Genomic DNA, 13,297 nt, shown 5'->3' with positions numbered 1-13,297 from the left:
GTCAGCGCCCCGTGAAGGCGGCCTTGCGCTTCTCCAGGAAGGCCTTGCACCCCTCGTGCGAATCCTCGGTGTCGAGCACGAGGCCGATCATCGCCTGCTCGTAGGCCAGCGCGGCGCCCAGCGGCATCTCCGCGCCATGGCGGAGCGTGCGCTTGATCATCTTGAGGATCAGCGGCGACTTGGCGGCGATCTTGTTGGCGGTCGCCATCGCTTCCGCCATCAGATCGGCCTTGGGCACGGTGCGGTTGATCAGGCCCCAGGCCACCGCCTCGGCGGCGGTGAACTGGTCGCCGGTGAAGACCAGTTCGCGCGCCCGGCAGGACGGGATCTGGCGCAGGATGCGCTGGGTGCCGCCGGCGCCGGGGAACAGACCGAGGTTGATCTCGGGCAGGCCGAACTTGGCGGTCTCGGCGGCGATGCGGATGTCGAGCGACAGCAGCAGCTCGGTCCCGCCGCCCAGCGCCCAGCCGTTGACGGCGGCGATGGTCGGCTTATCGCAGGTCTCGAAGCGGCGGAACACCCGGTGGATGACCTCGGCGAAGTCCAGGTAATGGGCGAGGCCCTGGCGGCTGTCGAGGTCGGCGATATCGCCACCGGCCACGAAGGCGCGCTCGCCGGCCCCGGTCACGACGATGACATGGACGCCGTCGTCGGCTTCCAGTTCGGTCAGCGCCCGTTCCAGCTCCAGCAGCGTCGGGATGTTCAGCGCGTTGAGCGTGTCCGGACGGTTGATGGTGATGGTCCCCACGGCGCCGTCGCGGGTCGTCAGGATGGCGTTGTTACCGGCGGTGGTTTCAGCGGTCATGGTCTTGGTTCCTCCCGTGGGTCCGTCAGGCGAGCGTGTCTTTGACCGCCGCGACGATCCGGTCGGCGTCGGGCAGATAGGCCGTCTCGAGCGATTTGGCGAAGGGGATGGGCATGAAGGGCGCGCCCACGCGCAGTACCGGGGCGTCCAGTTCGTCGAACAGGTCCGACGCGATGCGCGCGGCGATCTCCGCGCCCACGCCGAAGGCCTGCACCGCCTCGTGCGCGATCACCACGCGGTGGGTCTTGGCGACCGAGGCGAAGACGGTCTCCTCGTCCCAAGGCTGGATCCAGCGCAGATCGATGATCTCCGCCTCGACGCCGTCCTGCGCCAGCCGGTCGGCGGCGGCGCGGGCGGCGTAGAGGGTGGCGCCGTAGGTGACGATGGTGACGTGGCGCCCTGGCCGGTCGATCCTTGCCTTGCCGATCTCGCGCGGGGCGTTCACGTCGATGTCGCCCTGGAGGGCGTAGAGCGCCTTGTTCTCGACGAACACCACCGGGTCGGGCGCCTCGATGGACGCGCGGAGCAGTGAGTAGGCGTCGGCGACGGTCGCCGGGCAGACCACGCGCAGGCCGGGGATGTGGGCGAACCACGCCTCCAGGCATTGCGAATGCTGCGGCCCTGCGTTCAAGCCTCCGCCGTGCGGCGTGCGCAGCACCATCGGCACGCTGCATTGCCCGCCGAACATGAAGCGCGCCTTGGCGGCCTGATTCACCACGGCGTCCATGGCGAGCGCCACGAAATCCATGAACATGATCTCGACCACCGGCTTCATGCCGGTCAGCGCGGCGCCGACGGCGGCGCCGACGATGGAGGCCTCGGAAATCGGCGTGTCGCGGACCCGGTCGGGACCGTGGGTGTCCAGCAGGCCGCGGGTCGCCTTGAAGGGTCCGCCGGCGGCGGCGACGTCCTCGCCGAAGAGCATCACCGAGGGGTCGTCCGTCATCGCGTCGGACAGGGCCTGGGCGATGGCGTTCACATAGCGCAACGGCTTCGACATGAGACTTCAGGCCCCGGCGGTGAGCGTGGTTGGCGTGTAGACGTCGCGGAAGGCGGCGTCGAAGTCGGGCAGGACGTCGGCGCGGGCGGCCTCCAGGGCCGTGGCGATGTCGGCGTCCACGGAAGCGACCAGGGTGGCCAGCGCCTCCTCTTCGATCCCAGCGGCGAGCAGCGCCTCGGCGGAGCGGCGCAGCGGGTCGTTCTCCGGCAGGGCTGCGATCTCGTCGGCGTTGCGGTATCGCTGCGGGTCGCCCTCGAAATGGCCGTGCCAGCGGGTGGTGATGCATTCCAGGATGCGCGGGCCGCCGGTGCGGGCGGCTTCCACCACCTCGGTCGCGGCCTCGGCGACGGCACCGAGGTCGTTGCCGTCGATTTGGCGGTGCGGAATGCCGAAGGCGCCGCCGAGCTTGTCGAGGGTGGCGGCGAACTGGCGCGAGGTCGGCGAGAATTCCGACCAGCCATTGTTTTCGCAGACGAAGACCATCGGCAACCGCCACAGCGCCGCCATGTTCAGGCATTCGTGCAGCGCGCCTTCCGCCATGGCGCCGTCGCCGAAGAAGGCGACGGCCACGCCGCCGCTGCGCCGCGTCTGATGGGCCAGCGCGCTGCCGGTGGCGAGCGGCAGCCCGGCGCCGACGATGCCGTTGGCGCCCAGCACGCCGAGCGTCAGATCGGCGACGTGCATGGAGCCGCCGCGTCCGCCGCAGATGCCGCCGGCCCGTCCCATGATCTCCTTGAAGAAGAGGTCGAGCGCCACGCCGCGCGCCAGGACGTGGCCATGACCCCGATGGGTAGTGGCGAAAGTGTCGCAGGGGCCCAAAGCGCCGATCACCCCAGCGGCCACCGCTTCCTGCCCGACGCTGAGATGGATGAAGCCGGGAATCTCGCTGTCGGCGAACAGCTTGGACAGGGTGGTCTCGGTCGCGCGGATCAACTGCATGGTGCGGTGGAGCGCCAGCAGCCGGTCGGGCGGGAAACGGTCGTTGCGTGCGGCGGATGACGGCATGGGTGCCTCCCTTCGCGTCTTGTCGCGGAGACGATGCTCCGCTTGTTGAGCAAACAATGAACCATGAACCGGCATTCAGTCAAGCAACTGTTTTGGAGGGGCTCGCCCCTCTCTAGCCCTCACCCATTGATCCGGAGAGGGGAGCGAAGGAGCCGCATGGACGGTCAAGGAGTTGATCAATTAGGCTGCGCCAGCCCTTTTCCCGCTTGGTAGATGAGGATGAGCGGGACCAAGTGCAGATTTCCCAATTATGCCGTTGCGCCTACAGTTCGCTCAGGATACAGTCTCCATGAAAAATGACTCACAGTTCATTTCATAAGGCGTGCAACGTACAGCTCGCCGCTCATGGGAGGAAAGGACTGACATGCACCGCCGTTCCGTCATTGGCCTAATCGGGGCCGCCGCCCTGACCACCACCGTCGCCGCCACCATCGCCCTGTCGGCCGGCACCGCCGCCGCGCAGGACAGCGTCAAGATCGGCATGACCTCGGCCCTCACCGGCCCCTACAACGAATATGGCGAGGGCGGGCGGCGCGGCGTCGAACTTGCCATCGAGAAGTGGAACGCCAAGGGCGGCATCAACGGGAAGAAGATCGAGTTGGCGATGCTGCTCGACGACCAGCTGGTGCCCGACCGCGCGGTGCAGAACATGCGCCGCCTGCTCGACAACAAGGATCTGGTTGCCTTCATCGGCCCGGCGGGCAGCGGTCCGACCCTGGCGGTGATCGAGATGGCCGCCGCTGACGGGCGCCCCTACATGAATCCGGTGGCGCAAACCCCGACCGTCACCTACCCCGACGGTGGCAAGCCACGCCCGAACGTCTTCTCCTTTGCGCTCCAGAACGACGTCGAGTCGATGGTGCTCGGCCGTTACGTCGCCAAGAATTTCAAGAAGCCGGGGCTGGTCCACGAAAGCACCGCCTACGGCGTGTCCGGCGCCGACATGATCGGCAAGGAGTTGAAGGCGGCGGGCAACGCCGCCCCCGTCGCGGTGGAAACCTACAACCAGCGCACCCAGGACATGACGGCCCAGGTCGCCCGCCTGCAGCGGGCCGGCGCCGACGTGGTGGTCTGCGTCGGGCTGGGCGCCGATCTGGCGGTGATCCGCCGCACCATGGCGCGGCTGAACTACAACGTGCCGCTGGTCGCCTCGAACGGCGCGCTGTCGATCCCCTACCAGGAAGCGGCGGGCGATCTGGTGGTCGGCACGCGCGGGTCGATGGTCTACGTCTTCGGCGAGGACACGCTGAACCCGGCGGCGCAGGGCTTCGCCGACGCCTACAAGGCGAAGTACGGCACCGACCGCTGGTGGGGCAAGGACCCGCAGCGCCCGCAGATCTTCATGTCGCTGTCGGTCAGCAACGCCTACGACGCCGCCGACGTGCTGTTCGAAGGCATCAAGCGCGCCAACTCGACCGATCCCAAGGCCATCGCGACGGCCATCGAGGGCATCCAGGGCCTGCGCGGGGTCAACGCGACCTACTCCTTCTCGGCGGCCAAGCACCACGCCATCGCGCCGGAGGACGTCGCGATCTTCGAGTACGCCAAGTCCGGCGACAACATCGGGCTGAAGATCGTCAAGGACTGACCCAGGGACTGACCGGTTTCCCTCTCCCGCCCGGGAGAGGGATAACGAGGACGACGCCATGCATTTCGTGCTGCAACTCATCTTCGCCGGCGTCTGCGTCGGCGCGGTCTACGCGCTCATCGCCATGGGGCTGTCGCTGACCTTCTGGACCACGCGCACCCTGAATTTCGGCCAGGGGTCGCTGCTGATGACCGCCTCTGTCGGCACCGTGGCGATGCTGGGGGCCGGGATGCCGGCGGCTGTCGCCGTGCCGCTCGGCGTGCTGCTGGCCGGCGGGCTGATGGTGATTGCCGAGCGCATCGCCATCCGCCCACTGTTGAAGGCGGGCGACAGCATGGGCTGGGTGGTCTCGACGCTGGGGCTGGGGATCTTCCTCCAGGGCTTCGTCTCGACGGTCTTCGGGTCGCAGGCCATCGCCTTTCCGTCGCTGGTCTTCGACAGCATGGATTTTGTCGATCTGGCCGGCGTCCAGGTGTCCTCGCAGTATCTCGCCGTGCTGGGCCTGTCGCTGACGCTGATGGTGGCGATGGAGCTGTTCCTGCGCCGGTCGGCCTGGGGCCGCGCGGTGCGGGCGGTGTCGCACGACGCCGACGCGGCGGCGCTGGCCGGCATTCCGGTGCGCCGGGTGATCGTGCTGTCCTTCGTCGCCAGCGGCGTGCTCGCCGGCATCGCCGGCGTGATGGTCGCCCAGATCACCGGCACGGTCGATCCCGGTTTCGGCTTCAACCTGATGGTGCTGGGCTTCGTCGCGGCGGTGTTCGGCGGCATGGGCAACACGGCCGGCGCGCTGGTCGGCGGCATCGCGCTCGGCGTCATCGAGAAGCTGGTCGGCGGCTACGTCTCCACCGCGGCCGAACATGGCATGGCCTTCGCCATCCTGATGGTGATCCTCGCCATCCGCCCGCAGGGCCTGTTCGGCCGCAAGGAATTCACGAAGGTGTAAGGCGCCAGCGATGCGGAACTCCCTCACGTTTCTCACTCGGACCCCGGTGGTCGCGGCACTCCTCGTGGCGCTCGGCGTCGCGGCGGAATTCGCCAGCGGCTCCACCGTGCAGATCTGGTCCTTTCTTCTGGTCAATATCCTGCTGGCCCAGAGCATCAATGTGCTGACCGGCGTCGCCGGGCAGATCTCTCTGGGGCACGCAGGCTTTCTCGGCATCGGCGCCTACGGGTCGGCCCTACTAATGAAGAACCTGGGGCTTCCCCTGCCGCTGGCGCTGGTCGCCGGGGCGGGCATGGGCGGTGCGGGCGGCTGGCTGCTGTCCTTCGCCGCCGGCCGGGTGCGCGAGTTCTACCTCGCCATGATGACGCTCGGCTTCGGCATGATCTTCTACGAGGTGGTGCGCGAGTGGACCTCGCTGACCGGCGGCGTCGTCGGCCTCAGCGGCGTGCCGTCGCCGGGCCTGCGCACGCTGACCCTGTTCGGCTGGCGCATCGACCCGGTGGCCTATTTCCAGATCACGCTGGCGGTGGTCGCCGGGGTGGTGTGGCTGCTGCGCAACTTCATCACCAGCCCCTACGGCCGGGCCTTCTTCGCCATCCACGTCAGCGAGGTCGCCGCCGGCAGCATCGGCGTCGCCCGTGCCGCGACCAAACGCAACGCCTACACGCTGAGCGCGGCGCTGGCCGGGCTCGCGGGCGGTTTCTACGCGCATCTCGTCGGCTATCTCGGGCCGGAGACCTTCGGCCTGCACCGGTCCGTCGAGGCGCTGGTCATGGCGGTGGTCGGGGGGCTGGGCACGCTGACCGGCCCGATCCTGGGCGCCGTCGTCTTCACCTACCTGCCGGAAAAGCTCCAGGTCTTCGCCGAGTACCAGTTCATGGTCTACGGCCTGATCCTGCTGCTGTCCTTCGTGCTGCTGCCGCGCGGGCTGGCCGGGCTGCTGCTGCCGCGCCCACGCTTCTCCAAGGACGTGGAGGCGCTGCCGCCGCCGCCGCCGGCTCACCGCGCCGCGGCCGGAACCGGGCCGCTGCTGAGCGCCGAGGGCGTGTCCATCAGCTTCCTAGGCCTGCGCGCGCTGGACAACGCGTCGGTGACGCTGGGGGCCGGCGAGATCCTCGGCCTCGTCGGGCCGAACGGCTCGGGCAAGAGCACGCTGGTCAACATCATCAGCGGCATCTACCGCCCGACCGACGGCAAGGTGTCGTTCGATGGCGGAATCCTCACCGGCCTGCCCGACCACGCGGTGGCGCGGCGCGGCGTGCTGCGCACCTTCCAGGACCCGCGTCTGGTGCCGTCCTTCACGGTGCGGGAGAATGTCCTGCTCGGCGGGCACCGGCTCTACCGGCAGAATCCGCTGGCGGCGTCGCTGAACCTGCCGGGCGCGCTGCGTGAGGACGCCGAAATGCTGGGCCGGGCCGAGGCGATCCTGGCGATGGCCGGGTTGTCGCACCTCGCCGACACGCCCGTGCGCGACCTGCCCTACGGCGACCAGCGCATGACGGAACTGTCGCGCGTCATCCTGGCGAATCCGCGCCTCGTCATGCTCGACGAGCCCGCCGCCGGCCTTTCGGAAGGCGAGCTGCACAAGCTGGGCGGTCTGGTCCGCCATCTGAAGGAGCAGGGCGTCGGCGTCATCCTGATCGAGCATCACATGGACTTCCTCAACGAACTGGTCGACCGCGTCGTCGTGCTGGACAGCGGGCGGGTCATCTACCAGGGCGCCATGGCCGGCATGTACCGCGACCCGGCCGTGGTCGCCGCCTATCTCGGCACCGAAACCCATCCGGGGGAGACCGTCCATGCCTGAGAACACGGGTCTCGACATCCAGGGGCTGGAGGTCCGCTACGGCCCGGTCCAGGCGGTGCGCGGCGTCTCGCTGCGGGCCGAGCCGGGGACCATCACCGCCATCCTGGGCGCCAACGGGGCCGGCAAATCCTCGCTGATGAAGGCGATCTCCGGGCTGGCCCCGGTGGCGGCGGGCAGCATCCGGCTCGACGGCGAGGACATCACCCGGCTGTCCCCGCACGAGCGGGCGCGGCGCGGCCTGTCCCACGCGCTGGAGGGACGCCGGCTGTTCCACCGCATGTCGGTCGAGGAAAATCTGCGGGTCGCCTGGGATTTCCGCAACCGGGGCGGCAGCTTCAAGGCGGTCGCCGACCGGGTCTACGACCAGTTCCCGATGCTGACGGCGCGGCGCGACACGCCGGCCGGCATGCTGTCGGGCGGGCAGCAGCAGATGGTCATCCTGTCGGCGGCGCTGATCCACGAGCCGCGCTACCTGCTGCTCGACGAGCCGTCGCTGGGGCTGGCGCCGGTCATCGTGCAGCAGATCTTCGGCTTCATCGAATCCGTCTGCCGCGAGCGCCGCACCACCATCCTTCTGTGCGAACAGGTGGCGGCCATCGCGCTGCGCGTCGCCCACGCCGGCTGCGTGTTGCGGCGCGGGCAGGTGGTGCGCAGCGGTGAGGCGGCCGATCTCGCCGCCGATCCAACGCTGTCGGCGGCCTATCTGGGCGGGTAGCATCGTAGAAACTGGGAGGGAAACGGCATGCAATCGGGTGTCTATGAGTTCCTGGCGCAGGATCGTGTCATTTATGGTCGCCCGGCGGCCGAGGCCGTGGCGGAGACCGCCGGGCGGCTGGGCAAGAGCCGTCTGCTGATCGTGGCGAGCCGGACGCTGAGCCGCTCGACCGGCGTCGTCTCCGCCATCCGCGAGGCGCTGGGCGACCGCTGCATCGGCGTGTTCGATTCCTGCGTCGAGCATGTGCCGCGCGCCTCCGTCCTCGCCCTGGCCGGGGAGGTGCGGCGGCTGCAGCCGGACCTGATCGTCACGGTCGGTGGCGGCACCCCGATGGACACGGTGAAGGTGACGCTGGTGGCGCTGGCCGAGGGCATCGCCGACGAGGCCGGCTTCGACGCCGTGCGCATCCGCGTGGCGGAGGACGGCACTCGCATCGTCCCGGCGGTGAAGGACCTGCCGCTGCGCCAGATCATCGTGCCGACCACCCTGTCGGGGGCCGAGTTCTCCAACCTCGGCGGCGCCACCGACGTGACGCGCCAGGTGAAGGATCTCTACACCGGGCGCCACATCGGTGGGCAGGTGGTCATCCTCGACCCCGCCGTGACCGTTCACACGCCCGACCGGCTGTGGCTGTCCACCGGCATCCGCGCCGTCGACCACGCGGTGGAGACGGTGTGCTCCCGCAAGCCGCAGCCCTTCACCGACGCGACCTGCCTGCACGGGTTGGGCATGCTGGCGCGTTCCCTGCGCGTCAACCAGGCCGAGCCGGACGACCTCGACGCCCGGCTGGAGAGCCAGCTCGGCGTCTGGCTGGCCTCGACCGGGCTTGGCCGGGTGGAGTGGGGCGCCAGCCACGGCATCGGTCACCAGCTCGGCGCGGTCGCCAACGTGCCGCACGGTCATTGCTCCTGCGTCATGCTGCCGAGCGTGCTGCGCTGGAACCGGGAGGTGAACGCCGACCGTCAGGCGCTGGTGGCCCGCGCGCTGGGGCGCGAGGATGGGGACGCCGCGGCGGCGGTCGCCGGTCTCGTCCGCGACCTGGGGCAGCCGGGCAGCCTGCGCGAGGTGGGCGTGACGCGCGACCACTTCGCCGCCATCGCGGCCGGGGCCATGCAAAACATGATGGTCCGCAGCAACCCGCGCCCGATCACCGGGGAGGCCGACATCCGCGACATTCTGGAGTTGGCCTGGTGAGGGGAGCCGGTCCGTCCTGAACCGGACCGCGCCACCGCCGTCACGGAACGAATGGCCCTGCCTCCCGGCAGGGCCATTCGTCTTTTCCGAGGTCCGCTTGAGGACTGCTTGTTTCGGGCCCCTCGGCTCCCAGCTCTGCGAAATGACTATGGTGGTATGCGTATCAAGCAGTCCTCGCAGCGAACGATTGTTTTGACTAACAATAAGATCGGAGGCACAATCTTAATACAGAATGAAATTCTCAATAGAGAATGGAGAGCGCGCCATGCTCGCCGATCATCAGGATCAGGACAAGGATAGGGACATCGCGGCGCTCAACATCGGCAAGCCGGTCGGCGCGGTGGTCAGCGCCTTGGCGATCCTGCGTTATCTGGCGTCCCAGGACGGCGCGGTGTCGAGCATCCAGACCGCCCGGGCGCTGGGGCTGAACCCCAGCACCTGCTTCAACATCCTCAAGACCCTGGTCGCCGAGCGCGTCGTCCATTTCGAGGAGGCCGGCAAGGCCTACCGGCTGGGCGCCGGGCTGGTGGAGTTGGCGGGCAGCGCGCTCGATCAGGTCGGTTACGCCCGGCTGATCCACCCGGAGCTGGAGCGGCTCGCCGCCGCGTGGCAGACGCCGATGACGGCGTGGCTGCGCGTCAGCAACGCCCGCGTCATGCTGGTGGACCGGGCGGAGGCGACCTCGACCATCCAGATCCACATGCGCATTGGCCACCGCCTGCCGCTGCTGGTCGGCGCGCTCGGCCGCTGCATGGCGGCGCACGCCGGTTTCCCCGTCGACGAGATGAGGCGCCAATACGCCAAGGTCCGGCAGGACGGCCCGCCATCCTTCGAGCACTTCCTGGAAGAAGTCGAGGCGGCGCGGGTCGACGGCTATGCGGTGGACCGAGACGGCTTCGCGCGCGGCGTGACGACCGTGTCCAGCCCGGTGCTCGACGCCGAGGGCACGCCGTTCCTGGCGCTGTCGGCGGTTGGGCTGACGGCGCAATTCTCCGATGAGCGAGTCGCGGCGATGGCCGCCGACCTGCGAGACACCACGCGGCGGATCAGCCGGCAACTGGCCGGCTCGTTCAGCCCCCTTCCTCATCACCGGGAGAGCACGCGATGACCCCCGTCATCTCCGGGGTTGCCGACACCGCCGTCGGCCGGCTGGACGGAACGAGTTGCATGGCGCTCCATGCCGAGGCGGCAACGGCGGCGCTGGCCGACGCGGGCCTGCGGGCGGACGAGGTGGACGGCGTGCTCTGCGCCTATTCGCTGGCCGAGCCGCATCTGATGCTCTCGTCGGTCTTCAACGAGTATTTCGGCATCACGCCCTCCTACAGCGCCGCCATCCAGGCCGGCGGGGCGACCGCCTGCGCGCTGGTGATGCAGGCCGCCGCCCTGGTACGGGCGGGGATCTGCCGCAACGTGCTGGCGGTCTGCGCCGACAACCGCCTGAGCGGCATGGGCCGGGGCGGGGCCGTCGCGGCGCTTTCCGAGGTCGGGCACCCGCAGTTCGAGCGCCCCTACGGCCTGTCGATCCCGGCGGCCTACGCGCTGGTGGCCCGCCGCTGCATGCACGAGCGCGGCGTCGCTCCCGATGTCTTCGCCGAGCAGCTCGCCGCCATCGCCGTGACCCAGCGCGGCCACGCCCGCCGTCATCCCAAGGCGCAGGCCCGCGACCCGCTGACCATGGAGCAGGCGCTGTCCGCCCGCATGATCGCCGACCCGCTGCGGCTGTTCGACTGCTGTCTGGTGTCGGACGGCGGGGCCGCCATCGTGGTCAGCGCCGCCGATTCCGCCGCCGACCACACCGGCCGGCCCGTGTCGATCCTCGGCTACGGGCAGATGAACACGCACGAGCACACCTTCGCCATGCCGTCGCTGACCGATTTCGGCTGTCGGCAATCGGCGGCGCAAGCCTTCGCCATGGCCGGGCTGACGCCTGCCGACATCGACGTCGCCGAGATTTACGACAGCTTCACCATCACCCTGCTGGCCGAGCTGGAATCCATCGGCTTCTTCCCGAAGGGGGAGGCCGGTCCGGCGATCCTCGACGGCGCGCTGGAACTGGACGGGCTCCTGCCCTGCAACACCCATGGCGGCCTGCTGTCCTACGCGCATTCCGGCGCCGCCGGGGGCATGTTCCACATCGTCGAGGCGGTGCGGCAACTGCGCGGGGAGGCCGACGACCGGCAGGTGGCCGGAGCAGGAACCGCCTTCGTCCACGGCGACGGCGGCATTCTGTCGGCGCATTGCTCGCTGATCCTGGGGAGGGCCTGAGATGACCGCCGCCGTGAAGCCCGCCCCGCTGATCACCGCCGACACCCGTTCCTTCTGGGACGCCTGCGCGCGGGGGGTGCTGACCTACCAGCGCTGCGCCGCCTGCGGCCATGTCCAGTTCCCGGCGCGTCCCTTCTGCACCGTTTGCCGGGCCGCCGGTCCGGTGGAGGAGCGCTCCGCAGGGGTCGGCGCCATTCACAGCCACACCACCGTCCACCGGGCACCGACACCGGCCTTCAAGGACGACGTGCCCTACGTCGTCGCGCTGGTCGATCTCGACGAAGGGTTCCGCCTGATGGCGAACCTGCGCGATTGCCCGCCCGCGGAGGTCCGCATCGGTCTGCGGATCCGCGTCATCTTCGAGCCGCTGGCCGGCGGCGGCGCCTTGCCGCAGGTCCGGCCGCTGGAGTGAACCCTTCTGGAGGGACATCCATGTATGTGTTCGACTCGCTTCCCGTGGGGGCCGCCTTCGGCGCCCAGGAGCTTCACCTGTCCGATGCGCTGATGCGGCGCTGGGCCAGCCTATACCCCGATGACGCGGCGGACGGGCGGATGCCCGCCGGGATGATCGCGGTGGCGTCCATGCGGGCCTACTCCGATCTGGTGGCGCCGCGCCCGCCGGGGAACGTCCACGGCTCGCAACGCTATGAAATGCTGCGCCGACCCGCCTTGGGCGAGCGGTTGACCACCACCATCGCCTGCGCCTGCAAGGAGGTGAAGCGCGACCGCCGCTGGGTCCATTTCGACACCGAGACGGTGGGAGAGGACGGCACGCCCTGCTTTCGCGGCCGGATGATCGTGCTGTGGGCGGCATGAGGGGGGATGTCGCCATGACGGATACGCTGGCTCCGGTCTCCAAGCGCATCGACCGCACGGCGATCCGGCTCTACGCCGAGCTGACCGACGATTTCAACCCGATCCATCTCGACCCCGATTTCGCGGCGAAGTCGCCGATGAAGGGCATCATCGCCCACGGCCTGCTGTCGGTGAATCTGTTGTGGCAGTCGGTGCGGATCAGCCTGGGTGAGGCGGCGGTGTCCGACGCGACGCTCGACATCCGCTTCCTGCGCCCGGTGCGCGAGGACGACGTGGTGACGGCGGGCGGGCGGCGGCGGGCGGATGGCAACGGCTACGACGTGTGGATCGCCAACCAGCACGGCGAGACGGTGATTTCCGGCCGCATGGCGCATCCCGCGGAGGGGAGGGCGGCGCCATGACGGACAGCCTGCTCGTCCGCGACGACGGCGACCTGCGCCGGGTGACGCTGAACCGGCCGGAGAAGATCAACGCGCTCGACACCGCGATGCTGCGGGCCCTGGCCGCCGCCATCGACGGCGCGCCGGATGCCGGGGCCGCCCTTGTGGCGATCGATGGCACCGGTCCGCGCGGCTTCTGCGCCGGCGGCGACGTCGCCGAGATGGGGCGCGGGGCCGAGGCCTTCGCCGCGCAGGAGGAGGCGCTGCGGGCCGCGATGCAGGCGCTGTACGGGTCGGCGGTGCCGGTCGTCAGCGTTGTGCATGGCCGGACGCTGGGGGCGGGATGCATCGTGGCCTGCCTCAGCGATCTGGTGCTGGGCGCCGACAGCGTGCAGTTCGGCTTTCCCGAGATGCGCTTCGGCCTCTACCCGGCCTTCGTCCACGCCGCGCTGACCGAACGGCTGCCGGCGGCGCTCGCCTTCCAGATCCTGGCGGGCGGGCGGATGATGACGGCGGCCGAGGCCTACGGCTTCGGTTTCCTGACCGAAATCCTGCCGGACGGCGGGTTCGCCGAGTCGGCCGAGGCGCGCATCGCCCATTACCGTGAGCGGATCGACGCGCTTGTCATCGGCCGCCGCATCCTGCGGATGGAGGACCGCCCGTCGATGGCGGAGAAGACCCGGCGGCTGGCACCGCTGCTGGCCGAGAACCACGCGGCCCCGTCCGTCCGGCGGCTTCTGGCCGATCTGTCCTTCGCCCGCTGAGGCGCGGGCCTCGAA

14 protein-coding genes are annotated in these 13,297 nt (G+C 69.7%); 11 read left to right on the top strand and 3 right to left on the bottom strand.

The genetic code is table 11. The annotated features are described in order from the left end of the window. Window position 1: 1 nt before the first annotated feature. From CRT60_RS12320 to CRT60_RS12310, 3 genes are read right to left on the bottom strand one after another with little or no spacing between them, the layout of a single operon-like run. A complete protein-coding gene (locus tag CRT60_RS12320; RefSeq protein ID WP_098736692.1) occupies window positions 2-805 on the bottom strand; it encodes an enoyl-CoA hydratase/isomerase family protein in 804 nt (267 codons plus the stop codon). Between the two features lie 25 nt (window positions 806-830). Continuing rightward, window positions 831-1,805: an alpha-ketoacid dehydrogenase subunit beta gene (locus CRT60_RS12315; protein ID WP_098736691.1), complete on the bottom strand. Its 975-nt coding sequence runs from the start codon at window positions 1,803-1,805 to the stop codon at window positions 831-833. Between the two features lie 6 nt (window positions 1,806-1,811). Beyond that, window positions 1,812-2,810 (bottom strand): thiamine pyrophosphate-dependent dehydrogenase E1 component subunit alpha, encoded by a 999-nt coding sequence (locus tag CRT60_RS12310; RefSeq protein ID WP_098736690.1) that lies wholly within the window; start codon window positions 2,808-2,810, stop codon window positions 1,812-1,814. A gap of 364 nt (window positions 2,811-3,174) precedes the next feature. Here CRT60_RS12310 and CRT60_RS12305 point away from each other — a divergent pair, with 364 nt between their 5' ends. The 11 genes from CRT60_RS12305 to CRT60_RS12255 all read left to right on the top strand — a co-directional run bounded on the left by CRT60_RS12305 (window position 3,175) and on the right by CRT60_RS12255 (window position 13,282). Beyond that, the gene (locus CRT60_RS12305; RefSeq protein ID WP_098736689.1) at window positions 3,175-4,398 is read left to right on the top strand and encodes an ABC transporter substrate-binding protein; all 1,224 of its coding nucleotides are present in this window, start codon (window positions 3,175-3,177) and stop codon (window positions 4,396-4,398) included. Window positions 4,399-4,456: 58 nt separating this feature from the next. Then, the gene (locus CRT60_RS12300) at window positions 4,457-5,341 is read left to right on the top strand and encodes a branched-chain amino acid ABC transporter permease (protein WP_098736688.1); all 885 of its coding nucleotides are present in this window, start codon (window positions 4,457-4,459) and stop codon (window positions 5,339-5,341) included. A gap of 10 nt (window positions 5,342-5,351) precedes the next feature. Next, window positions 5,352-7,148 carry a branched-chain amino acid ABC transporter ATP-binding protein/permease gene (locus CRT60_RS12295; protein WP_098736687.1) on the top strand — a complete coding sequence of 599 codons (1,797 nt, stop codon included), beginning with the start codon at window positions 5,352-5,354 and terminating at the stop codon, window positions 7,146-7,148. Beyond that, on the top strand, window positions 7,141-7,863 hold the full coding sequence (locus CRT60_RS12290) for an ABC transporter ATP-binding protein (RefSeq protein ID WP_098736686.1): 723 nt from the start codon (window positions 7,141-7,143) through the stop codon (window positions 7,861-7,863). The genes CRT60_RS12295 and CRT60_RS12290 overlap by 8 nt, the downstream gene beginning before the upstream one ends. A gap of 27 nt (window positions 7,864-7,890) precedes the next feature. Further along, on the top strand, window positions 7,891-9,057 hold the full coding sequence (locus CRT60_RS12285) for an iron-containing alcohol dehydrogenase (RefSeq protein ID WP_098736685.1): 1,167 nt from the start codon (window positions 7,891-7,893) through the stop codon (window positions 9,055-9,057). Between the two features lie 265 nt (window positions 9,058-9,322). Further along, window positions 9,323-10,165 carry an IclR family transcriptional regulator gene (locus CRT60_RS12280; RefSeq protein ID WP_098736684.1) on the top strand — a complete coding sequence of 281 codons (843 nt, stop codon included), beginning with the start codon at window positions 9,323-9,325 and terminating at the stop codon, window positions 10,163-10,165. Then, window positions 10,162-11,322 (top strand): thiolase family protein, encoded by a 1,161-nt coding sequence (locus CRT60_RS12275; RefSeq protein ID WP_161958030.1) that lies wholly within the window; start codon window positions 10,162-10,164, stop codon window positions 11,320-11,322. The genes CRT60_RS12280 and CRT60_RS12275 overlap by 4 nt, the downstream gene beginning before the upstream one ends. A 1-nt stretch (window position 11,323) precedes the next feature. Then, a complete protein-coding gene (locus CRT60_RS12270) occupies window positions 11,324-11,734 on the top strand; it encodes a Zn-ribbon domain-containing OB-fold protein (RefSeq protein ID WP_098736683.1) in 411 nt (136 codons plus the stop codon). Between the two features lie 20 nt (window positions 11,735-11,754). Continuing rightward, window positions 11,755-12,138, top strand: coding sequence for a hotdog family protein (locus CRT60_RS12265; RefSeq protein ID WP_098736682.1), 384 nt, complete (start codon window positions 11,755-11,757; stop codon window positions 12,136-12,138). Window positions 12,139-12,152: 14 nt separating this feature from the next. Continuing rightward, on the top strand, window positions 12,153-12,539 hold the full coding sequence (locus CRT60_RS12260) for a MaoC family dehydratase (protein WP_098736681.1): 387 nt from the start codon (window positions 12,153-12,155) through the stop codon (window positions 12,537-12,539). Then, window positions 12,536-13,282: an enoyl-CoA hydratase/isomerase family protein gene (locus CRT60_RS12255; protein WP_098736680.1), complete on the top strand. Its 747-nt coding sequence runs from the start codon at window positions 12,536-12,538 to the stop codon at window positions 13,280-13,282. The genes CRT60_RS12260 and CRT60_RS12255 overlap by 4 nt, the downstream gene beginning before the upstream one ends. Window positions 13,283-13,297: the final 15 nt, after the last annotated feature.

The organism is Azospirillum palustre, assembly GCF_002573965.1.
GTDB classification, from domain to species: domain Bacteria; phylum Pseudomonadota; class Alphaproteobacteria; order Azospirillales; family Azospirillaceae; genus Azospirillum; species Azospirillum palustre.
Note: the sequence above shows the minus strand (reverse complement) of the source record. Positions and strands in the feature narration are given on the sequence as shown.